Origin of the sequence: Devosia algicola, from assembly GCF_028816455.1 — a bacterium.
GTDB lineage: Bacteria > Pseudomonadota > Alphaproteobacteria > Rhizobiales > Devosiaceae > Devosia > Devosia algicola.
On sequence record NZ_CP118246.1, the window covers coordinates 2488492 to 2509686 of the forward strand.

A 21195-nucleotide genomic window follows, 5' to 3' on the forward strand; every position below is an offset into this window, starting at 1 on the left:
AGCACACCATGACCCAAACGCCCCCGCCAGCACCCACAAAGACACTGACGCCTGCAGCCCGCCGCGCCCTGGCCGAAGCCGAGGCGCGCCGCGCCGATCTGGATCGGCGACTGGCCGAAGCGCCACCTGAAACCGGCGGTCGCGGCGGTTTGGAGCCTGCCCGATATGGCGATTGGGAAATAAAGGGCCTGACCAGTGATTTTTAGGGTTTGACTGCCCGGGCTTTCTCGATTGCGGGCAGAATTACATTTTCTACATCCGTCCCACTCATCGGGCCGACATGTTTGAACGTGATTACCCCGCGCGTATCGACAATAAAGGTTTCGGGCACCCCGTAAACGCCCCAGTCAATGGAGACGCGCCGATTGTCATCCGCGCCCACCCGATCATAGGGATTGCCCAGTTCCTCAAGAAACGCCACGGCATTTTCCGGTTTGTCCGCCTGATTGATGCCAAAGAGCTGGACGCCGGACACGTCCTTGAGCGCGCTTAGTATCGGATGCTCTTCACGGCAGGGCACGCACCAACTGGCAAAGACGTTGACCACGGTAACCGCGCCCTTGAGGCTTTCTGTATCAAAGCCGGGAACGCCCAGCCCTGCAACGGCGGGCATGGAGAACTCTGGTGCTGGCTTGTCGATCAATACTGAACGCACAAGGTTCGGATCGCGATCGATCGAGGCGGCAAATACCGCCAGGAGCCCGACCAGCACCAACAATGGTAGCGCAAAAAACACATAGCGCATCACGGTGCGTCCGAGCGCCGGCGCAGGCCTTGCGCTTCAAGTGCCGCGAGCCGTCTTGCCACCCGTCGCGCGTCGATGCGTACCGCGCAAATCAGCGCGAAAACAGCCACAACAACCCCGACATAGGCCCAGATAATAAAAATCGCGTGTGGTCCCAGATCCATCATGCCAACGCCCCCGCAGCGCGTCGCTCCAGCCCCATCGCCCGGCGCCGCCGAATTTCGGTATGCATGGCCTTGAGATGCAGCACGAGAAACAAAAAAGTGAAGGCAAAGAACATCAGGAACAATGGTATCAGGATCGAAGGCGGCATGGTTGGCCCACCGGCGCGGAATACGCTGGCAGGTTGATGCAGAGTGCTCCACCAATCCACCGAAAATTTGATGATCGGAATATTGACCGCCCCGACCAGCGTGAAGACCGCAATGACCCGCGCCGCGCGCAACTGATCATCAAACGCCCGCCACAGGGCGATAATGCCCAGATAGATAAGCAATAGCACCAGCGTCGAGGTCATGCGCCCGTCCCATTCCCAGAAGGTGCCCCAGGTCGGTCGCCCCCAAAGCGCCCCGGTGTAAAGCGCCAGCGCGGTAAATACTGCTCCAAGTGGCGCCGCCGCCTTCATTGAAACATCGGCCAAAGGATGCCGCCAAACCAGTGTACCCAGTGCCGAAACCGCCATGATCACGTAGACGAATTGGCTGAGCCATGCATTGGGAACATGCACATACATGATCCGCACCGTTTCACCCATCTGATAATCTTGGGGCGAATTGAAAAAGGCAAAATAGAGCCCGACACCGAACAGCACCGTGGTGATGCCCACCAACGGCCACAACAGCGGTTGTGTCCAGGCCGCGAACTGGCCGGGATGGGCAATGCGGCTGAACCAACCCTGCCTGGATTTGCTGTCAATGCTCATAGGCCGCCCCTAATCTTCCCCCCACTTTATCGCAAGCGCCGCCACAAAGGGAGCCAGCGCCACCGCCATGAGACTGATTGCCGCAAGAAACAATAGCGCGGCACCCGACTGATCGGCGCCAACACCTGTCGAAATCGCCCCCACCCCAAAGATCAGCACCGGGATCGCCATCGGCAGGATCAGTACCGGCGCAATCAGCCCACCACCACGGATCGACACAGTAACCGCCGCGCCGATTGCGCCCAGCGCCACCAACGCCGGTGTGCCAATCAGCAACGAGACCACCGCCCGCCCCAGTGTCGCCACATCCATGGCCAGCATGATGGCCAACAGCGGACTGGCAATGATCAGGGGCAGCGCTGTCAGCAGCCAATGGGCAATCACTTTTGCGCCAATGATCGCCGAAAAAGGCAAATCTGCCTGCCGGAGCAAAATCAGCGTGCCATCCTCATGGTCTGCCCGAAACAGTCGATCCAGTCCCAGTAGCATCGACAGGAACGCCGCGATCCAGACAATCGCCGGTGCCAGACGGGATAATGTCGTCTTGTCTGGACCAATGGCGAAGGGCACGATCACGCCCACCATCACAAAAAACAACACCAGCGTCAGTACATCGCCACCGCCTCGCGCCGCCAGTTTCAACTCGCGCCCCAGAACGGTGCCAAATGCGCTCATGAGTGATTCCCCAGGCGCAACACCCGCCCGCATGCAGCATCGCCCAGCGGCAGATCATCATGGGTCGCGGCAATCACGAGACCGCCCCCCTCGAGATGCTCGTCGAGCAGCGCACCGATCAACTGGTCGCCGGCGCTATCGAGAGCCGCCATTGGCTCATCGAGCAGCCAGATCGGCCGGTGGCTGACCAACAGGCGCGCCAACGCCAGCCGCTTGCCCTGGCCAGCGGACAGATGTCCGGCGTCGATAGCAGCAATATCGCCCAACCCCACACGCTCCAGCGCAGCCGCTACGGCGCTGCCGGTTCGACCATTGAGCACCGCCCAGAAGTTGAGGTTTTCATGCACGCTCAACCGAGCCTTGACCGCGTTCTGGTGCCCGCAAAAATGCAGTACTGGCGCGCCTTCCGAATCAGCGCCGTCAAACGTGATCTGACCAGCCTCGGGCGCTATCAAACCCGCAAGCGTCAAAAGCAATGTGGTCTTGCCGGCCCCGTTGGGACCGCGCAGTGCCAATGCCTCCCCGCCGCTGATTTCAAAATCGAGCCCGCGGAACAGGATATTGTCGCCGCGCCGCGTACTAAGCCCCGCAACGCGCACAGTGATTTCGCCAAAGGCTTGCCGATCTGTCATGACCCCATGTCGTATTGAAACCAAGTGTGCACTGGCAAGCACCAATTTGTTTGGCTATAAGCGCATTTAGATTGGACTCATTCCAGCAAAGGCGCTGCGCTCTTGTGCCAACCGGGCAAACCTGCCCAACTTGGCCCAGCCGCATCGCCTTTGGAACCTAGCTAAAGGCGGGCATCGTGACCTCATCTCTCAATAGCTTCAAGTCAAAGACCACGCTCGATGTAGGCGGCAAGACCTACACCTATTTTTCGCTGCCCCTGGCTGAAAAGAATGGTCTGGATGGCATTTCCGCTCTCCCGCACTCTATGAAAGTGGTGCTGGAAAACCTGTTGCGCTTTGAAGACGGGCGCACCGTAACCCGGGATGACATTCTGGCAGTGGCCGAATGGCTCAAATCGCGCACCTCCGAACACGAAATTTCCTACCGCCCGGCCCGCGTGCTGATGCAGGATTTTACCGGCGTACCCGCTGTCGTTGATCTGGCCGCCATGCGCGATGCCACGACCGGACTTGGTGCCGATCCCCAAAAGATCAATCCGCTTGTCCCGGTCGACCTGGTCATCGATCACTCGGTCATGGTCGACAGTTTCGGCACGCCCGGCTCCTTCAGCCAGAATGTCGAACTGGAGTACAAGCGCAATGGCGAGCGCTACGAATTCCTGCGCTGGGGCCAGAAGGCCTTTGACAATTTCCGCGTTGTGCCACCCGGCACCGGCATTTGCCATCAGGTCAATCTGGAATATCTGGCCCAAACCGTGTGGACCCGGGATGAAAACGGCGAAACCGTCGCCTACCCCGATACGCTGGTAGGCACCGACAGCCACACCACCATGGTCAATGGTCTGTCGGTTCTGGGTTGGGGCGTTGGCGGCATTGAAGCTGAGGCCGCGATGCTGGGTCAGCCAATCACCATGATGATTCCCGAAGTTGTCGGCTTCAAGGTCACCGGCAAGATCAATGAAGGCATTACCGCCACCGATTTGGTGCTCACCATCACCGAAATGCTGCGCAAAAAAGGCGTTGTCGGCAAGTTCGTCGAATTTTATGGCCCCGGCCTCGATTTCCTCTCGCTTGAAGATCAGGCAACCATTGCCAACATGGCGCCCGAATATGGCGCCACCTGCGGCTTTTTCCCGATCGACAACGATACATTGAAATATCTGACCACCTCCGGACGCGCCGCTGATCGCGTGGCCTTGGTTGAAGCCTACGCAAAAGCCCAGGGCATGTTCCGCGAAACAGGTTCGCCGGATGCCGTTTATACCTCAACCTTGGAACTGGATTTGACGACGGTGGTGCCCTCGATTTCGGGACCAAAGCGGCCACAGGATCGTATCGCGCTCGACGCCGCCAAGTTGGCCTTCGCCAAGGCGTTGCCCACCGAGTTCTCAAAAACAGACAATCCAAAGATCGATGTCGAAGGCACCGATTACGCAATCGGCCATGGCGATGTGGTAATCGCCGCCATCACGTCATGTACCAACACCTCCAACCCATCGGTTCTGGTTGCAGCGGGCCTCGTGGCGCGCAAGGCTCGTGCGCTGGGCCTTGACAGCAAACCATGGGTCAAGACCTCGCTGGCCCCCGGCTCGCAGGTGGTGACCGACTATCTCGATAGTGCCGGTCTTTCCGAAGATCTCAATGCCATTGGCTTCAACCTGGTCGGCTATGGCTGCACAACTTGCATAGGCAATTCCGGCCCGCTGCCGGTCGAAATTTCCAAGGCCGTGCAATCGGGCGATCTCGTTGCGGCATCCGTCCTGTCGGGCAATCGTAACTTTGAGGGACGGGTCAATCCTGATGTAAAGGCCAACTTCCTGGCATCACCCCCATTGGTCGTTGCCTATGCGCTGGCAGGATCGATGAACATTGATATCACCACGGAACCTCTGGGCACCGGCTCGAACGGTCAGCCGGTCTATCTCAAGGATATTTGGCCCACCAATCACGAAGTCGCCGAAATTGTACGCACCCACGTGACACAGGCAATGTTCAAGGGCCGCTATTCGGACGTCTTTAAGGGCGATACCCACTGGCAGGGGATTGCCGTGGACGAATCCGAAACCTATGGCTGGAACTCGGGTTCGACGTATGTACAGAACCCGCCATATTTCGAAGATTTGAAAATGGAACCCGCCCCCGTCACCGACATCAACAAGGCGCGTATTTTGGGTCTGTTCCTTGATTCAATCACCACCGACCACATCTCGCCGGCGGGTTCATTCAAGGGCAACACCCCGGCGGGTCGCTATCTCGAAGAGCATCAGGTTGCCCCGCGCGATTTCAATTCCTATGGCGCCCGTCGCGGCAATCACGAAGTAATGATGCGCGGCACCTTTGCCAATATCCGCATCAAGAACCAGATGGTGCCGGGTGTGGAGGGCGGCTTTACCAAGGGCCCCGACGGCACAGAGATGGCGATGTATGACGCGGCAATGGCCTATCAGGCACAGAACATCCCACTGGTGGTATTTGCCGGCAAGGAATACGGCACTGGCTCCAGCCGTGACTGGGCCGCCAAAGGCACCAATCTTTTGGGCATCCGCGCCGTCATCGCCCAAAGCTTTGAACGCATCCACCGCTCCAACCTTGTCGGTATGGGCGTCTTGCCACTGCAGTTCACCGAGGGTGAGAGCTGGCAGACGCTGGGTCTGGACGGTAGCGAAACCGTAACCATTGAAGGCATCGCCGACGTCGCGCCGCGCGCCGATGTCGCCGTCAAGATTGTTTCTGCCGATGGCAAGGAGCGCACAATCACCACCCGCTGTCGCATCGATACAGCCATTGAGTTGGACTATTATCGCCACGGCGGCATTTTGCATTATGTCCTGCGCAGCCTCGTTGCGGCCTGACGTCCGGCAAGCTTGAAACACCAAACGACGACCTCCGGGTCGTCGCTTTTTTGTGCCTTCACCCTGATTTGACTGGCAACTGCCATCGGGCTCGCCTTACAACATCGCCATGCGATCCTTTTCCACCCTGGCCCTCAGCTTAAGTCTTGCCGCCGCCCTGCTTGTCGCCGGCCCGGCGCACGCCGAAAAAACCCGACTGCAGGCCAAGGCCGTGGTTGAATTATTTACCAGTCAGGGCTGTTCGTCCTGCCCGCCCGCCGACAAATTGCTGACCCGGCTCAGTGCCAGGAACGATGTGATCACCCTAGCCTATCACGTCGACTACTGGGACTATATCGGCTGGCCCGACACTTTTGGCTCCGCGGAAAACTCCGAATATCAGCGCGCCTACGCAAAGAACTGGGAATCCTCGCGCATCTATACCCCGCAAATGGTCGTCAATGGCACAACCGGGGTTGTCGGGTCGCGCCAGAACGATGTCACCGGCGCTCTGGATGGCGCCAAACTCGATTTGCCGGTCAAGCTGACGCTGGGCGACGATATGCTCAAGGTCGCGATTGCGGGCAAGGCCGGGGTCGGTAAGGCAACTGTTTGGCTCGTGAGCTATTCAACCCGCTCCAGCGTCGCCATTGAGCGTGGCGAAAATGCTGGTCAGACAATGATCTACTCCAATGTCGTGAATAATCGGCAGGTACTTGGCATGTGGGAGCCGGAGGCCGGTGCCATGATCAAACTGCCACTGGGAGAATTGTTACAATCGCCAGGCAGCGGCGTCGCCATACTGGTGCAACAAGATCACGATAATCTTCCCGGTCCCATCATCGGCGCCGCCGCAATCGAAAACTGACCCCCAGACAAAAAAATCCCGTTCCTGGGGGAGGAACGGGACAATCCAGATTTAGCCAAATAGGGCGATCGGCAAGCAAGCTTCAGGTTTGGGGGCTCATTCGGCCCGCCCGCCGATCACTGGAGGCAATAGTTGATGTATGACACCGTAATTCGGCACAAGCGGGTTCAAACTGTGACCAAATTGAGGAATTTTGCCTCAGCGGCGCCTACCAGCCTATTGCCAAATTAGGCGAATGCCGCAATCATGACCCATCTGTCATGGGAGAGCGCGCGTGGCCGAGGGCCATAACAAGATCGACAAGTCAGGCGTCATAGCGCTGGTCCATGCCAATGATCAACCGGCCGCAGTCAACTCCGCAAAGCCCATTCCGGTTGTTGCATTTGACCGACGCGAACTTACACTGATTCTGTCCGTTTATGGTCGCAAGGTCAGCTCGGGCGACTGGCGCGACTATGCAATGGATTTTCTGAGGGAACGCGCCATATTCTCGATCTATGCCCGTGTCTCCGAACGGCCATTATACCTGATCGAAAAGACACCTAAACTGCGCAATCGTCAGGGCCAGTTTTCCGTTACCAACCAACAGGGCCGCATTCTAAAGCGCGGCCACGATCTGGCGTTGGTACTGCGGGTCCTCGACCCTCAACTCGCACTGATCCGCTAGCCCATAGCGCCTAGATAGTTGCGAGGAACTCGAGCAGCGCCTGACGCTCCTCATCGCTCAAATCCTGAAATTCTGACCGCGCTGCAGCAGCTTCCCCGCCGTGCCATAGGATGGCCTCGCTCACGGTGCGGGCGCGACCATCATGGAGAAAATAGCTGTGCCCGCTTACGGCTTCGGTAAGCCCGATCCCCCACAGCGGTGCCGTACGCCATTCCGATGCACTGGCGGCCCCGACGCTGACACCATCGGCTAGGTCCGCTCCCATGTCATGTAACAAAAAATCAGAATAGGGCCAGATCTGTTTGCCATCAAATATGGCCGCATCGTCACGCTGCGACGTCACAAAACTGGGCACATGGCACGCAGCACAGCCAATAGTGCCAAAGATCGTCCTGCCCGTGATCGCGCGCGCGCTTTCCACGGCATCGCTTGTGGGAATGGCAAGATGGGAAACATAAAATTCGATAAGCCGCACAGACTCGTCGTTAAGGCTCCGGCTTTCCGGTCTTGTCCGCATCGCAAATCGCTTGTGTCGCCATACAGTCGCCATAGGGGCTCAAATGATCTGGCGAACTCAAACCGATATCGATTGCCGCCGCGCGTTGCGCTTGTGCCCGTATGCTTGGTTCACTGGCCTTCCAGCCGAAACGCCCGAGTTGCGCTTTGCCCGAAACCGGATCTGTAACAAAATTGGGCCGACCGCTGATCCCATCCCCATCCAAGTCATTGTCGTCGGCGTTGGCAATAATGTCCGCAGGGTCGATCGCTGACACATAGCCCAAGCCAAAAACCGGTGGCGCTACGCGCGGACCGAAGCGAATGCCGGATGCCAGTGGCCCGTAGGCCAGGTCCACAACGTCATAGCTGGGGCGGCGCAGCTGCACTGTTTCCTCGCCCAGCCGGGTTGGCACCGACGTATAATTGACCACCACCCGGCCCTCTGGTCGCACCCCGTCAATGGCCCGGTCCTGAAGCTGCCAGCCATAGTTCGGATCTGGGGTCAACGCAGCGCTGGCAACCGTAGCGACACCAAGCTGCATGACAAAGCCCGAGATCTCCGGCGCCTCCGGGCCCGGCGGCTGACCACGTCCGTCACGCACATGACACTGCGCACAACCGGTGCCGTTATAGAGCGGTCCCAGGCCCGTTCTGGTACCGTCTGGATGGTGCGAACTGGTCCACTGATGTTCAAATATGCCCCGCCCATAGTTGAACTTGGCAACAAAAGTCGAGTTAAGTCCTGAAATCAAATGGCTAAAAGTACGGCTTTGGTTTGGCACGGACTGCGCCAAAGCCGGCAGGCACAGCAATAGCGCGACCAAACACGTCGACAACTGACTGATACGATCAAACCCAATACCAGATTTCATCATGGCCCAGTTTAGGCCCGGTGTAGCCGTCAGCGCAAGGCTTGCCTATCGGCCCGGCCACCTACAAGGCAGGCGGCTGATGAAAGGCTGCAAACACAAAGAACAGGAGCGCCGCGCTCCACAGTACAATCATCGCGCCCGCCAGATAGGCCAGCGTATCGACAACGGATGCATCTGGATTTTTCTCAGTCCAGGCAGGATATTCGGTCTGACTCATTCAATTTCTCCACTGGCGGCGATTGTCGCCGCCTGTCATGTCTATTTGAGCCAAGATGAATACCCTTTGTCAAAGCCTTTCGGAGCCTAGTTGTTGTCCGGATCGAGCAGGCGCAGGCGGTGCGCCAGACGCGCCGTCGGGGCGATCGGGTCGATATTTGTAGCGCCATCGGCAAACAAACGCTCGCGTTCGCCCGACGTGGACATGAAAAACGGATACCGATCCGCCACCCGATTGCGGATCATCGGCACCTCAGCGGCGTATAGCCGCATGGCAAACTGCAATTCGGCAAAATTGCGTTCGGTGCCGAGTTGGTGGGAACCGAATATCCGCTTGTAAAACGCTGCATGTTCAGGCCGCACCGCCGATATGCAATAGCGGGCAACAAAATGTTCGCAGGCCATCGCCACAATGCGCAGCGTCAGATAGGGCAACGCCGGAAAGGCCAGCGAAGCGTCGCGATCAGCGGTAAAGCGGCTAGGATCAATATAGCTATGCCCCTCATCCAGTATGGGGTCGAGCACATCAGGCCATACCGACCGCCCCGGCGATGTCGGATTGGTCGGCGTAACATGATGGAACCGGATTGAGCCTGACCAGCTCATCATCGATATAGACCCCGAAACAATAGCAATTATCTGCCAGGTCGTACTCATCCCGGGTGATTGATTGCATATTGGACGGGATGAACTCTTCGCGCCGATAGGCCTCATAACGCAAGCGATAAACCGGATCGAATTCGTTCTCGATACTGACACGTCTATATTCCACCCGATCGAGCAGATCGATCAAAGTCCCAGCGAACCGGGATATCCCGTCCGCTGGCAATTGGGTCGCTGTCCGCATAGCCAAGCCCCCGCCGCCATATGACAGCGATATAAACCTGCTAGGGGCCGAAATGAACACGCGAGTTGGCCGCACCATCGCTGCCCCAACCAATCGCGTCGATCAGGCACTTACAATTGCAAGGAATATGAATAGGTTAACGCGCGTTAACCGTGTTTGCGGATATTATCGGCGGGCGCCGCATTTAATTGCTCGATCAACGCACCGATGCCGCTGGCGGCCATCGGCCGACCAAACAGGAAGCCCTGAACCAGGTCGACGCCGGTGTGAGCCTGCAACACGGCCAACTGCTCTTCGGTTTCGATCCCCTCAGCGACTACGGTAAGGTCCAGGTCCTGTCCCAGCCGCGCCACATTGGCAAGGAGCCGCCGCGATCTTGGATTTGTTGCAATGTCGACCACAAAGCTGCGGTCAATCTTGAGCCTTGGAGAACGGCAGCGCCTGCAAATAGCTTAGTGATGAATAGCCGGTTCCAAAATCGTCCAGCGCAATGCCAATGCCACGTTCCACCAGCATGTCCAGCACCGCCTGCGCCAGGTCCCGTTCCTCGATCAAGGCGCTTTCGGTCACCTCAATTTCCAGTCGGTGTGGCGCCAGTCCCGAACTATCCAGAGCGTCAGTAACCATTTGCGCGACATCACCACCACGGAAGTCGCGCGCCGATATGTTGACCGCCACGCTGATCTGTTCAGGCCATTTTCTGCACTGTCGCGCCGCAGCACACAACACCCAGCGGGTAATGTCGGTGATCTGACCGGTTTCTTCAGCCAGCGGTATAAACACCGTCGGACTGATCGGGCCCAGAGTTGGATGATCCCAGCGTGCCAGAGCCTCGCAACAAACCACCTGGCCGCTCGCCATGTCCATCAGTGGCTGGAACGCCAGTGTCAGCGCACCCTCGGCAATAGCCTTCTCAAGATCGGCCTTCAGGCGCTGACGATAATGATAGTCGACATCCATCTGGGCATGGAAGATTTGGCTTCTGGCCTTGCCTTCGCCCTTCGCGGCATAAAGCGCCAGATCGGCCTTGGCCATAAGTGCATCCAGATCGTCGGCCGCCGGCGGATTGGCGACGACGCCAACGCTGACATTAACCGACAACGCCGTTTCTATCAGACCAATGGGTTGGGCGAACGCCTGCAATATGGCATCGGCGTCCTGTTCCGCTTCGGCGGGGTCGTTCATCTGATTTCGATAGATGATGAACTCATCGCCGCCCAGCCGCGCCAGCGTACATTGCGGGCCCAAGGCATCCCGCAAGCGGCGCCCGGCCTCTTTGAGGAGCCTGGTCGCCCACCACGTGACCCAATGAATCATTGACGTGCTTGAAATCATCGATGTCGACAATGGTCAGCGCCACAATGCGGTCCGGCGCCCCAATGCTGGCGGCGTCGCGCCGATCCATCAAATCCTCGGTTACGATCGTGCTGAAATGGGCCCTGTTGGGCAGCCCTGTCAGGCCGTCATGCCGCGCCATGAAATTGATCCGCTCCTCGGCGGCGACGCGCTCGCTGATATCCTCGAACAGCAGCACAATATTGGCGCGGCGCGAACTGATCGTAACCTCGCAATAACGCTGGTTCGGCAGGCATAGCAGTATCTTGCCCGTGCTCCGTTTGGCGACGAGCCCCCGCAGCCTGCGGATCACCGCCTCCGAAAGTATATCGCTCTGGCTGAGCTTTTGGGCGATGTCCTCAAAGTTGGTGCCGACCAGATTATCGATACCGAAGAGACCCAACAGCCGGACGGCGCGATCATTGGCAACACTAACCTGTCCCTGATCATCCAGCATGCATAATCCATGCTGAAGCGTGCCCATTGCCATGTCCAACTCGCCCGCCAGCCGCGTCGCTTCAATACGCCCATGCACCGCACTAAGCAGGATGGTCCGAATGTCGGTTGCCAGCTTGCGAAAACTGACCAGCATGATGACCAGCAATCCCGCCAGTACCGGATGATAGAAATCGCCACGCAATAACAGGCCGAACGCCAGCGGCACACTCAGCAACAGCGTTTGAATGGCGACCAGCCGGTCGAGACCGAAATTGCGGGCGCACACCCCCACCATCGCCGCCATCGACAGGCTGATGCTGACCAACTCGGCAAACGGGTCCCTGACCAGCAACATCGACACCAGACACCACATGCCATAAACGAACGCGACCATGCCGCCGCCTATGGTGGCACGGATTTCCCAATATTCGGCAACTTCGTCATCTTCGCCATCAATCGCGGCCCGCCAGAATGCGTGCATATTGTGGTAACGGATAAAACCGACCACAACAAAGGCAACAGCGATCAGGAAAAGCGGGAAGGACTGCGCTCGATAGGCCGACAGCCCCGCCGCCAGGGCGCTGGCGAAGGCACCAAACAACAGCGCCCGCCGGTCGCCATAGACCGAGCGTACAATCGACACATAATCCAGTGCCGGCATCGAATTGCGTGCAGAGGTCAGCACCAAGCCAAGCTCCTTTCAATGGCTCCAACTGACGCGCCCGAAGTTAAAAACTTCTATTCAGCAATCTATCAGTATTGCATTTCATCGAAAAACCCGCCTCCGTAGTGAATGCAAGTTTAAAGTGCGGTGCCAAATTGAGGCCGACAAACGCGCTGCGCCAGTGGGCAGGCAGTGGCCATGGAACAGTCACTTTGTGCGCCTAAGCAAAACACTGCATTTGGAGACGGACATGGCCGAGACACTGACGGACAAACAACGCGACAAGGCCTTGGCTGCACTGAATGGCTGGGTCTATGACGAATCCGCCAACAGCATTAGCCATGTCTTCAAGTTCAAGGATTTCTCCGAGGCGTTCGGCTTCATGTCCCGGATCGCGCTAGCCGCCGAGGCCGCCAATCATCACCCCGACTGGAGCAACAGCTTCAACAAGGTAACGATAATATTGACAAGCCACGATGCTGGCGGGCTAACGCAAAAGGACATGGCATTGGCCAAAATTATTGATGAAATACTGATTTGAGGTGTGGCGGGCAAACCTCAATTGACATCAACAGTGAGTGTTTGGCTGTCTGAGCCTGTTGAGGTGGAGAGCCTGCGCGCCTAGATAATTTCATACGCGCCATCGCGGCGTCACTGTCCGGAGATAGCGTATGTTTGAAGTTCTCACCCGCATGTTCACCAAGCCCGAAGCGGTCATGGTGGACCATGATCCCAAGCTGGCGGTCGCCGCATTGTTGGTGCATCTGGCCGCGGTCGACGGCGAGGCGACACCGCAAGAGCGCATCGCTGTCAAGGGCGTGTTGCAGGATCAGTACGGTCTCGATGAGGCATCGGTTGACACCTTGATCCGCCAGGCCATGGCCCGCGACGCCGAGGCCGTCGATCTGTATAATTTCACCTCCGCCCTTTCGCGCCTCGACAGCAGTGAACGGATCGAGATTATACGCATGATGTGGCTGGTGGTATTTGCCGACAAAAAAAACCACGAGCCTTGAAGACAATATGGTTTGGCGCATCGCCGAACTGATTGGCGTATCAGCGCGCGACCGCACGGTCTTGCGGCACCAGATCGGCAAGCAGACCAATCATTGAGGTGGCCGCCAGGCCTTGAATGGCGTGCTGTATTCGGGCCGGTCGTTTGCACAGTCAAATGAACCAGCACGATCCGCGATCTTGCGCGCCGCGATATTGGCATCAGCAGTTTCGGTGGCATCTACATAGCCGATATGGCACGTATTGCCGGGTGCCAACTGGGTAACCGCCAGTACCTGCTTGTCGGTATCGCTATCCTGATCGTCGACGAAGTAGCGCACTATTGTGGCGACCGGCTTGAACTCGCCACCCTTGTTGGACAGACGCCATTCCAGCTTGTCACCCAGATAGTTGAACGGTGGCGGCGTTTGGGTCGCGGCAAATTCATTAGGCGCATCAAAACCGTAGCTGACCATGAATCTCAGATCGCCTTCGGCGATATAGAGTGGATAGCCCCGATACCCCGGGCACGCCCAGCGAGCGCCAAAATCGTCCGCACTCATGATTGTGCAATCATCTAGGTTGATATCGGTGTAGCCACTGTCAAAGGCGGCGGCGCGCGCCGGCCCGCAAAGCAGCAGCAATGCGGTCAACATGGCGTTGGCCAGGATAAATTTATGGCTCATGGCTACTCGATCCCGTTGCGCGCATGGCTGCACCAACGCCTTTTGGGTTGCATTTGAGGCGCTGGCTAGGCAGAACGCGAGCACCCTGTCGCCACCGACCTGAACGAGAACTGAACGATTATGAACATCGATGCAATCCCTACCGGCAAAAATCCCCCTGACGACCTCAACATCATCATCGAAGTGCCGATGGGCGGTGAGCCGATAAAATACGAAATAGACAAGGCGAGTGGCGCCCTGTTTGTCGACCGTTTTCTCTATACGCCTATGCGGTATCCGGGCAATTACGGGTTCGTACCCCACACCCTGTGTGGCGATGGCGACCCACTCGATGTGATCGTCATGAACTCCCGCCCGCTGGTGCCCGGTGCCGTCGTGCGCTGCCGTCCGGTCGGCGTGCTGTTCATGGAGGACGATGGCGGCCAGGACGAAAAAATCCTTGCCGTGCCCGTCTCCAAACTGACCCGCATGTATGACAGCATTCTTGATGTCGCCGACCTGCAGGAAATTCAGGTCGAGCGCGTCAAGCACTTCTTTACCCACTATAAGGATCTGGAGCCGGGAAAATGGGCCAAGATCGATCGGATCGGCAATCTGGCGGATGCACGCAGGGTCATCATGGAGTCGGTTGAGCTGCACGCAAAGTCCAAATAATGGCAGTGGCGTCGGGACAGATCGTCATTCTCAACGGCGCGCCACGCGCCGGTAAAACCTCGATCGCCCGCGCCGTCCAGAACCAACTGTCGGGCTTCTGGATCAATTTGGGTGTCGATGCGGTCAACGCGACGCTGCCCCGGTCGCTACTGCCCGGCATTGGTCTGCGGCCGGGCGGTGAGCGGCCGGATCTCGAACCAGTGCTGCCCAACCTGTTTGACGCTTTGTATCAATCCATTGCCGCCCACGCGCGACTTGGCTTCAATGTCGTCGTCGATATCGGCCATCATGATGATTACACGCACTCACTGCATATCCTGCCGGCCTGCGCGCGTCGTCTTGTCGGCATGCCAGTATTGTTCATCGGCGTTCACTGCCCACTCGATACCATCATGGCGCGTCGCAACAGCGATCCACAGGACGGTTTTTACGCCAGCGGTGACACAGTACCGCCTCCGGTTGCCCGGTGGCAGGTCGCGGTGCATCAGCCCGGCATCTATGACCTTGAACTTGATACCAGCACCCTGACGCCGGAAGCGAGCGCCGACATCATCGGACAAACGCTGGCTCGCTCAGTGGTTCATCCCACAGCTTTTGAACGATTGGCAGACAGCTAGCGCCCTCAGCCAGTAGCTTTTGCCTGATGGGCTTCGGCTGTCTCCGCAATTCGAAACCTGTTTCGCCCCTCCGCCTTCGCCGCATAGAGCGCAGTGTCGGCGAGCCTTGAACAAATCATCGGGCGACTGCCCGTTTGCGAAGGCGACCCCGACCGAAGCGCTTGGCCGCAAATCCACGCCGCCCAATTCAAAATTGTCGGCCAGGTGACGAACAATTTCGGCGGCCAGTTTCCGGGCGGAAGTTTGTTCACCCGTTGGTGCCAGCAGTACCGCAAATTCATCGCCGCCAATGCGCGCCACCAATTGGGCCTGACCGCAGACATCGTTCAGTCGTCGCGCAGCCATTTTCAGACACTCATCCCCGGCATGATGCCCAAAACGGTCATTGATCTGCTTGAACCCATCCAGGTCGATCAGCAGTAATGCGCCCGACTGGTTCTGGTCGATCCTGGCCTGAAACTGGCCACGGTTGGCAAGGCCTGTCATCACGTCAAACTCAGCCAGATAGCGAGTGCGATCGGCCAAGATCTTTTCCTCGGTGATATCCTGCTTCATACCGAAAATGCGCACCGGTTCGCCATCCTTGCAGTCCAGCGTCGCCGTAATCCGAATCCAGCGATGATTGCCTTTGCGGGTATTGATTTCGACATCAAGGTTGAAACCGGTCCGGTCCCTGATTGCCTCGGTCCGCACCCGTTGTAGAGCTTCGCGAGACGCGTCCGTATAGCATTGCAACGCCAGTTCCCGACTCAGCTGACTGCCTCGTGGCAGCTCGAACATATCATAGACACTGTCGGTCCAATGCAGCACCTCGCCAGAAAGATCGCATTGCCAGACCCCGATCCGGGCCGTTGCTGATGCGCGCTCGAACAGTTCGAGATTGCTTGTCACCTGTGATGCCAGCGCATCCAGTTCGCCAATGCGCCCCGTCAATTTTGATTGAAGCTGCGTTATCGTTTGACGGGCACGGCGCTGAGCGGCAATGGACATGACTTCGCTGACCAACTCACCCAATGACTGGCCAAGGTCCGCGCTGCGCGGGCGCTGGTCATAAAGACTGAACAGGCCGACGGGCCTGTCCGCGCCGGCAAAAAGCGGCACACCGGCATAAAAGCGAATATGGGGTGCTCGGGTTACCAGCGGATCGAGCCAAAACCTCGGATCGAGCGCGGTATCCGCCACAATAAGCGGTCTGGGGCTGATGCGCGCCAGACTGGCAAATGATGTGCCTTGCCCCAGGCACGCCGCCATGGTGCTGTCACGGCACTGGCTGTGAAGTTGATCATCCTCGTCAAGGCAAACCACGGCCGCCGCCATGCCAAGACGATCCCGCACCTTTACCAGCAATCGATCGATGGCATCATCGCCAGAATCGGGGGTGGGTCAGGCGAAAACCACGATCGGCCGTTTTGGCGCTTGCTGGCGGTCTTCATGAATGATGGGCGGTCCTTGAGCAAACGTAGAACCAGAATTTAGCCCATTGTAGCTTAAGATTGTCTGACGGGCCGGGCATAAGTTCGGTTCATTTTTTGCCGGTTGCGGCAAGGTCTTAGTCAATGGCACGCCCCAAACAACGAAAGGCCGGGCATGCCCGGCCTTTCGCCATGCAGACGCCGCAATCGCTAACCCAGATGCGCCAGCACCGCCAACAGCAGCAATGCCACGATATTGGTGATCTTGATCATCGGGTTGACGGCCGGGCCGGCTGTGTCCTTGTACGGGTCGCCGACGGTATCGCCGGTGACCGAAGCCTTGTGGGCGTCCGAGCCTTTTTCATGCTTGACCCCGTGACTATCGGTAAAGCCATCTTCAAAGCTCTTTTTGGCATTGTCCCAGGCACCGCCACCGGCGGTCATCGAGATAGCCACAAACAGCCCGGTGACGATAACACCCATCAACATGGCCCCGAGCGCCGAAAAGCCGGCCGCTGGGCCTGCGATCCAGTTGATGAGGAAGAACACCACGATCGGGCTGAGAACCGGCAACAGGGATGGTACGATCATTTCCTTGATCGCCGCCCGCGTCAGCATGTCAACGGCTCGGGCGTAATCGGGCTTTTCCGTGCCCGCCATGATGCCGGGACGTTCCTTGAACTGGCGGCGGACTTCAACCACAACCGATTGAGCCTGCACGCCCCACCGCTGTCATCGACATGCCGCTGAACAGGAACGGCAACAGGCCGCCAAACAGCAGACCAACCACGACATATGGATCGGCCAGCGAGAAGGTCAGCGTCCCCATGCCCTTGAAGATCGCGGGCGCATCTTCGAGCCCTGCGAAATAGATCAGGTCCTGGGTATAGGCGGCAAACAGCACCAGAGCGCCAAGTCCAGCCGAGCCAATGGCATAGCCCTTGGTCACCGCCTTGGTGGTGTTGCCCACCGCATCGAGCGCATCGGTATTGTGTCGAACCGAAGCATCGAGCCCGGCCATTTCGGCGATGCCACCGGCATTGTCGGTAACCGGTCCAAACGCATCGAGCGCCACAATGATACCAGCCAGTGCCAGCATGGTTGCCACCGCAAAAGCGATACCGAACAGGCCCGCCAGCGAGAAGGTGATGATGATGCCCGCAATGATCACCAGCGCCGGTAGCGCCGTTGACTCCAGCGATACCGCCAGACCCTGGATGACATTGGTGCCGTGCCCGGTAACCGAGGCCTCGGCAATGGAATTGACCGGACGACGGTCCGTACCGGTGTAATATTCGGTAATGACAATGATCAACCCGGTGATCACCAGCCCAACCGCCCCACACCAGAACAGGCTCATCGGCGTAAAGGTTTTACCGATGGCGGCGATCTCGACATTGAGATCACCAAACACCAGCCACAGTACCGGTAGCAGCGCGATCAACGACAAGACGCCGGTGGCGATGATGCCCTTATAGAGCGCCCCCATAATGCTGCCCGACGGGCCAAGCTTGACGAAATAGGTGCCGATGATCGAGGTCACCACGCATGCCCCGCCAATGGCGAGCGGCAAGACCATGCCCATCAGCTTGAACGCATCAGGCAAAACGATGGCAGCCAACACCATGGTGGCGACGATGGTCACCACATAGGTTTCGAACAGATCGGCGGCCATACCGGCACAATCGCCGACATTGTCGCCAACATTATCGGCAATGGTGGCGGGGTTACGCGGATCATCCTCGGGGATGCCCGCCTCGACCTTGCCCACCATGTCGCCGCCAACGTCAGCACCCTTGGTAAAGATCCCGCCGCCCAAACGAGCAAAAATCGAGATCAGCGACGCGCCGAACGAGAGTGAGACCAAGGCATCCACAACCGTGCGACTGGTTGGCGCAAAGCCCAGTCCAGTCAACACCATGAAATAGATTGTTACACCCAGAAGACCCAGTCCGGCCACGAGCATGCCGGTGACGGCGCCCGATTTGAAGGCCAGGTCCAACCCCTTGCCGAGCGAAGTGGTCGCGGCCTGTGCGACCCGCACATTGGCGCGCACCGACACGTTCATGCCGATAAAGCCAGCCGCACCGGACAGAACCGCACCGATCAGAAAGCCGATGGCTGCATAGATGCCCAACAGGAAAAACGCCGCGATCAGGATGACCACGCCGACAATGGCAATAGTGGTATATTGACGTTTGAGATAGGCCGACGCGCCTTCGCGCACGGCAGCGGAAATTTCCTGCATTCTTGCGCTGCCCGAATCGGCAGCCAGCAGGGCTTGCGTGGTAACCACGCCATAGACGATAGACAGAGCGCCACAGACGACGATCAGCCATAGTGCCAAAGTCATAGAACTTCCCTCAATTGTGTATCCTGCAAAGCCCCCACCCAGGCACGGCGATCCTCCAACCGCCGAGCCTTGAGCCCTCTGAGACTTCCCTGCCCTGATGATTATTCGGATTTGCCGCTTAAGCAATGGATATTGCGATGTTTTGTAACCAACAGCACAAATGTCCGCCCAGCGCCAAGCCTGCGGTTACAAAATGATTGCGACATGCGGCGAGAACCGGCCTCATGTGATTTTTAAGTTACGAGACTGGTCTCGCCGCATGCGATGGGCTTTCAGGACTATGGAGCGCTTTGTTCCAGCCTTGCCGGACAAACCCGTCACACGGACCCAGGAGCGCGCGACCGCCTCCCACCCATCTGCTCTCCCACGGACCGTTCGTCGCGACCCCGCAATCGCGTGGGGAGTGAGGCTAGTATGGGGGAGGTTTCGCGGGTGGGGATAAGTTTTGCGTGGGAGTGCTGACCCTCCATCGCCATACGGTCATTCCGGCGGAGGCCGGAATCCATCATGACATGCACCAACCCGCCGTGAGGGCGGAAAGATCTCACGATGGACCCCGGGTCAAGCCCGGGGTGACACCGAGAGTTGGAAGGTGAAGAGCGAGAGGGAGGGTGACACCGCGAGGGGGAGGGTGCCACTAAGCAAGGATGACGCGGCGAGGGGCAGATGATGAGGAGCGTGATTATAGCGCGGTCAGTTGCTGGATGATTCGGTCTGGCTCGACGCTCAAGAACAAGGTCTTGAGCCGCCCTGTTGCACCAGCGGCAACAGCAATGCTTGATTTGGGCACGCCGAATTGTTTGGCCAGAAGCGCAATGACCGCCAGATTGGCGCGCCCCTTGTCGGGAACAGCGTTGACCCGCACCTGCAACACCGCACGGCCATCGTCACGCACATCGATGCCATCAATGGTATTGCGCCCCGCATTCGGGGTAACGCGGACAAAAAGGCTCAGACCATCAGCGTCGCGCCGATAGCACAGCGCCAAGGGATGGGACCTAGTACAGTCCCATCAGGCGCGGCAGATCATTGGCCAGGAACGATTGCAGGAAGAAAATCGCCACGAAAACGATCAACGGCGACAGGTCCAGCCCACCCATGGGCGGAATGATTCGGCGAATTGGCGCCAGGATCGGGTCGGTAATGGCATTGACGATCTGCCAGAGGCTGGCCACGAACTGGTTGCGAGTATTGATCACATTAAAGCTGATCAACCAGCTCATAATGATCATGATAAGGAATATCCACCATACCAGATTGAGAATCATCGAGAGGGTCTGGAGCACTGCAATCATCAATTCGTCCCGTAGGCTAAGTACAAACCCCTGAGCGGGGTAATATTGTGGCAGCCCCTATGTAAGGCGGTCGGACCATGCCGACAAGCCTATGCGGCAAATGAGCCCCGCACCGGGCAAAACGGGCGGGGCTCGAATGACTGACACCGGTACGCAAAACCAGAACCCGGCTCGCAAGAATACTGCAGGAATCGTGCCAGTCGCGAAGTTTCGGGTTTCAGGCGATTTTAGGGTTAATTATTTGATAAATTTTGCGTTTTGCCAAACCCATTCGTTGCACAATGCAACAGAAATGCAGTTTGCAACACCAGCCTAGCCGATCGACCTGATCGGCTTCCAGGTGACAAACCGGTAGACATAAATGACCACGACCAGAATGATCACCCCCGTGGTCACAGGATCGAGCCAGCCCTCTACGAGATCATAATTGTCGTGCAGCACATACCCCGCGCCAGTAAGAATGGCGGTCCAGAGCGCCGTGCCAATGGTCGAGACCACCAGAAACTGCGGCAGCGACATGGCGGCCAACCCTGCGGGGACCGAAATCAGCGTGCGAATGGCCGGTATCAGCCGCCCGAACAACACAGCCCATCGCCCGTAGCGATCAAACCAATGCACCGCGCTATCAATGTCCTGCTCCGAGACGGTGGCAAACCGGCCAAACCAGTTGCACAGCGCCCGAAAGCGCTCGAGCCCCAGCAGGCGGGCCGCATAGTACCAGGCGAGCGTGCCCAATATCGAGCCGGCCGTGCCCGCCAGGACAACGCCGATCATATTGAGATCGCCATTTGCCGCGGCAAAACCGGCAAATGGCATGATCAGTTCCGAGGGAATAGGCGGAAAGATATTTTCCAGCACCATCATCAGGAACACCCCGACATAACCCCAGTCGGTGACAACAGAAATGATCCATTCACTCATTTGAGGGGCTCCACAATCCGGGCGCTCAAATCACACCTCCCCCTGACGGGGGAA

26 protein-coding genes and 1 pseudogene are annotated in these 21195 nt (G+C 58.1%); 8 read left to right on the forward strand and 19 right to left on the reverse strand.

Annotation, left to right across the window (positions count from 1 at the left end):
* The first annotated feature begins 8 nt into the window (after window positions 1-8).
* Window positions 9-206, forward strand: a complete 198-nt coding sequence (locus PSQ19_RS13175; protein ID WP_282218103.1) for a DUF1674 domain-containing protein — start codon at window positions 9-11, stop codon at window positions 204-206.
* Here the strand turns inward: PSQ19_RS13175 and PSQ19_RS13180 are convergent.
* Genes PSQ19_RS13180 through ccmA form a run of 5 tightly spaced genes read right to left on the reverse strand, consistent with a single transcriptional unit; the run spans window position 203 to window position 2941 of the window.
* Window positions 203-745 (reverse strand): DsbE family thiol:disulfide interchange protein, encoded by a 543-nt coding sequence (locus PSQ19_RS13180; RefSeq protein ID WP_282218104.1) that lies wholly within the window; start codon window positions 743-745, stop codon window positions 203-205. The genes PSQ19_RS13175 and PSQ19_RS13180 overlap by 4 nt on opposite strands.
* Entirely contained in the window at window positions 745-912 is a 168-nt protein-coding gene (ccmD, locus tag PSQ19_RS13185) for a heme exporter protein CcmD (protein ID WP_282218105.1), read from the reverse strand. Before ccmD ends, PSQ19_RS13180 begins: the two co-directional genes overlap by 1 nt.
* A complete protein-coding gene (locus PSQ19_RS13190) occupies window positions 909-1667 on the reverse strand; it encodes a heme ABC transporter permease (protein WP_282218106.1) in 759 nt (252 codons plus the stop codon). Before PSQ19_RS13190 ends, ccmD begins: the two co-directional genes overlap by 4 nt.
* Window positions 1668-1676: 9 nt before the next feature.
* Window positions 1677-2342 carry a heme exporter protein CcmB gene (gene ccmB / locus PSQ19_RS13195; protein WP_282218107.1) on the reverse strand — a complete coding sequence of 222 codons (666 nt, stop codon included), beginning with the start codon at window positions 2340-2342 and terminating at the stop codon, window positions 1677-1679.
* Window positions 2339-2941 carry a heme ABC exporter ATP-binding protein CcmA gene (gene ccmA, locus PSQ19_RS13200; RefSeq protein WP_328517771.1) on the reverse strand — a complete coding sequence of 201 codons (603 nt, stop codon included), beginning with the start codon at window positions 2939-2941 and terminating at the stop codon, window positions 2339-2341. Before ccmA ends, ccmB begins: the two co-directional genes overlap by 4 nt.
* Before the next feature lie 209 nt (window positions 2942-3150).
* Here ccmA and acnA point away from each other — a divergent pair, with 209 nt between their 5' ends.
* The 3 genes from acnA to PSQ19_RS13215 all read left to right on the forward strand — a co-directional run bounded on the left by acnA (window position 3151) and on the right by PSQ19_RS13215 (window position 7340).
* A complete protein-coding gene (gene acnA, locus PSQ19_RS13205) occupies window positions 3151-5826 on the forward strand; it encodes an aconitate hydratase AcnA (protein ID WP_282218109.1) in 2676 nt (891 codons plus the stop codon).
* Window positions 5827-5935: 109 nt separating this feature from the next.
* Window positions 5936-6673 carry a DUF1223 domain-containing protein gene (locus PSQ19_RS13210; protein WP_282218110.1) on the forward strand — a complete coding sequence of 246 codons (738 nt, stop codon included), beginning with the start codon at window positions 5936-5938 and terminating at the stop codon, window positions 6671-6673.
* A 274-nt stretch (window positions 6674-6947) separates the two neighbouring features.
* A complete protein-coding gene (locus PSQ19_RS13215; RefSeq protein ID WP_282218111.1) occupies window positions 6948-7340 on the forward strand; it encodes a DUF2794 domain-containing protein in 393 nt (130 codons plus the stop codon).
* 10 nt (window positions 7341-7350) lie between these two features.
* Here PSQ19_RS13215 and PSQ19_RS13220 read toward each other — a convergent pair whose 3' ends face one another.
* The 8 genes from PSQ19_RS13220 to PSQ19_RS13255 all read right to left on the reverse strand — a co-directional run bounded on the left by PSQ19_RS13220 (window position 7351) and on the right by PSQ19_RS13255 (window position 12231).
* Complete coding sequence (locus tag PSQ19_RS13220) at window positions 7351-7857, reverse strand: di-heme oxidoredictase family protein (protein ID WP_282218112.1); 507 nt, start codon at window positions 7855-7857, stop codon at window positions 7351-7353.
* On the reverse strand, window positions 7826-8620 hold the full coding sequence (locus tag PSQ19_RS13225) for a di-heme oxidoredictase family protein (RefSeq protein ID WP_282218113.1): 795 nt from the start codon (window positions 8618-8620) through the stop codon (window positions 7826-7828). Before PSQ19_RS13225 ends, PSQ19_RS13220 begins: the two co-directional genes overlap by 32 nt.
* 151 nt (window positions 8621-8771) lie before the next feature.
* A complete protein-coding gene (locus tag PSQ19_RS13230) occupies window positions 8772-8927 on the reverse strand; it encodes a hypothetical protein (RefSeq protein WP_282218114.1) in 156 nt (51 codons plus the stop codon).
* An 86-nt stretch (window positions 8928-9013) separates the two neighbouring features.
* The gene (locus PSQ19_RS13235) at window positions 9014-9535 is read right to left on the reverse strand and encodes an N-acyl amino acid synthase FeeM domain-containing protein (protein ID WP_407648996.1); all 522 of its coding nucleotides are present in this window, start codon (window positions 9533-9535) and stop codon (window positions 9014-9016) included.
* Window positions 9453-9773, reverse strand: a complete 321-nt coding sequence (locus tag PSQ19_RS13240) for an N-acyl amino acid synthase FeeM domain-containing protein (RefSeq protein WP_282218116.1) — start codon at window positions 9771-9773, stop codon at window positions 9453-9455. Before PSQ19_RS13240 ends, PSQ19_RS13235 begins: the two co-directional genes overlap by 83 nt.
* A gap of 146 nt (window positions 9774-9919) precedes the next feature.
* On the reverse strand, window positions 9920-10174 hold the full coding sequence (locus PSQ19_RS13245; protein ID WP_282218117.1) for an EAL domain-containing protein: 255 nt from the start codon (window positions 10172-10174) through the stop codon (window positions 9920-9922).
* 10 nt (window positions 10175-10184) lie between these two features.
* The gene (locus tag PSQ19_RS13250; RefSeq protein ID WP_282218118.1) at window positions 10185-11021 is read right to left on the reverse strand and encodes a putative bifunctional diguanylate cyclase/phosphodiesterase; all 837 of its coding nucleotides are present in this window, start codon (window positions 11019-11021) and stop codon (window positions 10185-10187) included.
* Window positions 10981-12231, reverse strand: a complete 1251-nt coding sequence (locus PSQ19_RS13255) for a diguanylate cyclase (protein WP_282220702.1) — start codon at window positions 12229-12231, stop codon at window positions 10981-10983. Before PSQ19_RS13255 ends, PSQ19_RS13250 begins: the two co-directional genes overlap by 41 nt.
* A gap of 229 nt (window positions 12232-12460) precedes the next feature.
* Here PSQ19_RS13255 and PSQ19_RS13260 point away from each other — a divergent pair, with 229 nt between their 5' ends.
* Window positions 12461-12751 carry a 4a-hydroxytetrahydrobiopterin dehydratase gene (locus tag PSQ19_RS13260; protein ID WP_282218119.1) on the forward strand — a complete coding sequence of 97 codons (291 nt, stop codon included), beginning with the start codon at window positions 12461-12463 and terminating at the stop codon, window positions 12749-12751.
* 130 nt (window positions 12752-12881) lie between these two features.
* Window positions 12882-13226: a tellurite resistance TerB family protein gene (locus tag PSQ19_RS13265; protein WP_282218120.1), complete on the forward strand. Its 345-nt coding sequence runs from the start codon at window positions 12882-12884 to the stop codon at window positions 13224-13226.
* Between the two features lie 90 nt (window positions 13227-13316).
* Here PSQ19_RS13265 and PSQ19_RS13270 read toward each other — a convergent pair whose 3' ends face one another.
* Window positions 13317-13889: a hypothetical protein gene (locus PSQ19_RS13270; RefSeq protein WP_282218121.1), complete on the reverse strand. Its 573-nt coding sequence runs from the start codon at window positions 13887-13889 to the stop codon at window positions 13317-13319.
* Between the two features lie 120 nt (window positions 13890-14009).
* On the opposite strand from PSQ19_RS13270, the gene ppa reads away from it, so the two are divergent.
* Both ppa and PSQ19_RS13280 read left to right on the forward strand, forming a co-directional pair.
* Entirely contained in the window at window positions 14010-14543 is a 534-nt protein-coding gene (ppa, locus tag PSQ19_RS13275; protein ID WP_282218122.1) for an inorganic diphosphatase, read from the forward strand.
* Complete coding sequence (locus PSQ19_RS13280) at window positions 14543-15160, forward strand: chloramphenicol phosphotransferase CPT family protein (protein WP_282218123.1); 618 nt, start codon at window positions 14543-14545, stop codon at window positions 15158-15160. Before ppa ends, PSQ19_RS13280 begins: the two co-directional genes overlap by 1 nt.
* Here the strand turns inward: PSQ19_RS13280 and PSQ19_RS13285 are convergent.
* From PSQ19_RS13285 to PSQ19_RS13305, 5 genes and pseudogenes are all read right to left on the reverse strand, one after another.
* A complete protein-coding gene (locus tag PSQ19_RS13285) occupies window positions 15116-16477 on the reverse strand; it encodes a diguanylate cyclase domain-containing protein (protein WP_407648997.1) in 1362 nt (453 codons plus the stop codon). The genes PSQ19_RS13280 and PSQ19_RS13285 overlap by 45 nt on opposite strands.
* 305 nt (window positions 16478-16782) lie before the next feature.
* Window positions 16783-18925: pseudogene (locus tag PSQ19_RS13290) on the reverse strand (sodium-translocating pyrophosphatase).
* A gap of 682 nt (window positions 18926-19607) precedes the next feature.
* A complete protein-coding gene (locus PSQ19_RS13295) occupies window positions 19608-19913 on the reverse strand; it encodes a DUF167 family protein (RefSeq protein WP_282218124.1) in 306 nt (101 codons plus the stop codon).
* Between the two features lie 10 nt (window positions 19914-19923).
* Window positions 19924-20220, reverse strand: a complete 297-nt coding sequence (locus PSQ19_RS13300; protein ID WP_282218125.1) for a YggT family protein — start codon at window positions 20218-20220, stop codon at window positions 19924-19926.
* A gap of 312 nt (window positions 20221-20532) precedes the next feature.
* Entirely contained in the window at window positions 20533-21141 is a 609-nt protein-coding gene (locus tag PSQ19_RS13305; protein ID WP_282218126.1) for a DedA family protein, read from the reverse strand.
* Between the last annotated feature and the right edge of the window lie 54 nt (window positions 21142-21195).

Excerpts from the sequence above, each read along its gene's own strand:
- PSQ19_RS13175 (WP_282218103.1), top strand. The coding sequence starts at position 9 with ATGACCCAAACGCCCCCGCCAGCACCCACAAAGACACTGACGCCTGCA.
- PSQ19_RS13180 (WP_282218104.1), bottom strand. The coding sequence starts at position 745 with ATGCGCTATGTGTTTTTTGCGCTACCATTGTTGGTGCTGGTCGGGCTC.
- ccmD (WP_282218105.1), bottom strand. The coding sequence starts at position 912 with ATGATGGATCTGGGACCACACGCGATTTTTATTATCTGGGCCTATGTC.
- PSQ19_RS13190 (WP_282218106.1), bottom strand. The coding sequence starts at position 1,667 with ATGAGCATTGACAGCAAATCCAGGCAGGGTTGGTTCAGCCGCATTGCC.
- ccmB (WP_282218107.1), bottom strand. The coding sequence starts at position 2,342 with ATGAGCGCATTTGGCACCGTTCTGGGGCGCGAGTTGAAACTGGCGGCG.
- PSQ19_RS13210 (WP_282218110.1), top strand. The coding sequence starts at position 5,936 with ATGCGATCCTTTTCCACCCTGGCCCTCAGCTTAAGTCTTGCCGCCGCC.
- PSQ19_RS13220 (WP_282218112.1), bottom strand. The coding sequence starts at position 7,857 with ATGCGGACAAGACCGGAAAGCCGGAGCCTTAACGACGAGTCTGTGCGG.
- PSQ19_RS13230 (WP_282218114.1), bottom strand. The coding sequence starts at position 8,927 with ATGAGTCAGACCGAATATCCTGCCTGGACTGAGAAAAATCCAGATGCA.
- PSQ19_RS13235 (WP_407648996.1), bottom strand. The coding sequence starts at position 9,535 with ATGATGAGCTGGTCAGGCTCAATCCGGTTCCATCATGTTACGCCGACC.
- PSQ19_RS13240 (WP_282218116.1), bottom strand. The coding sequence starts at position 9,773 with ATGCGGACAGCGACCCAATTGCCAGCGGACGGGATATCCCGGTTCGCT.
- PSQ19_RS13260 (WP_282218119.1), top strand. The coding sequence starts at position 12,461 with ATGGCCGAGACACTGACGGACAAACAACGCGACAAGGCCTTGGCTGCA.
- PSQ19_RS13265 (WP_282218120.1), top strand. The coding sequence starts at position 12,882 with ATGTTTGAAGTTCTCACCCGCATGTTCACCAAGCCCGAAGCGGTCATG.
- PSQ19_RS13270 (WP_282218121.1), bottom strand. The coding sequence starts at position 13,889 with ATGAGCCATAAATTTATCCTGGCCAACGCCATGTTGACCGCATTGCTG.
- ppa (WP_282218122.1), top strand. The coding sequence starts at position 14,010 with ATGAACATCGATGCAATCCCTACCGGCAAAAATCCCCCTGACGACCTC.
- PSQ19_RS13280 (WP_282218123.1), top strand. The coding sequence starts at position 14,543 with ATGGCAGTGGCGTCGGGACAGATCGTCATTCTCAACGGCGCGCCACGC.
- PSQ19_RS13285 (WP_407648997.1), bottom strand. The coding sequence starts at position 16,477 with ATGGCGGCGGCCGTGGTTTGCCTTGACGAGGATGATCAACTTCACAGC.
- PSQ19_RS13300 (WP_282218125.1), bottom strand. The coding sequence starts at position 20,220 with ATGATTGCAGTGCTCCAGACCCTCTCGATGATTCTCAATCTGGTATGG.
- PSQ19_RS13305 (WP_282218126.1), bottom strand. The coding sequence starts at position 21,141 with ATGAGTGAATGGATCATTTCTGTTGTCACCGACTGGGGTTATGTCGGG.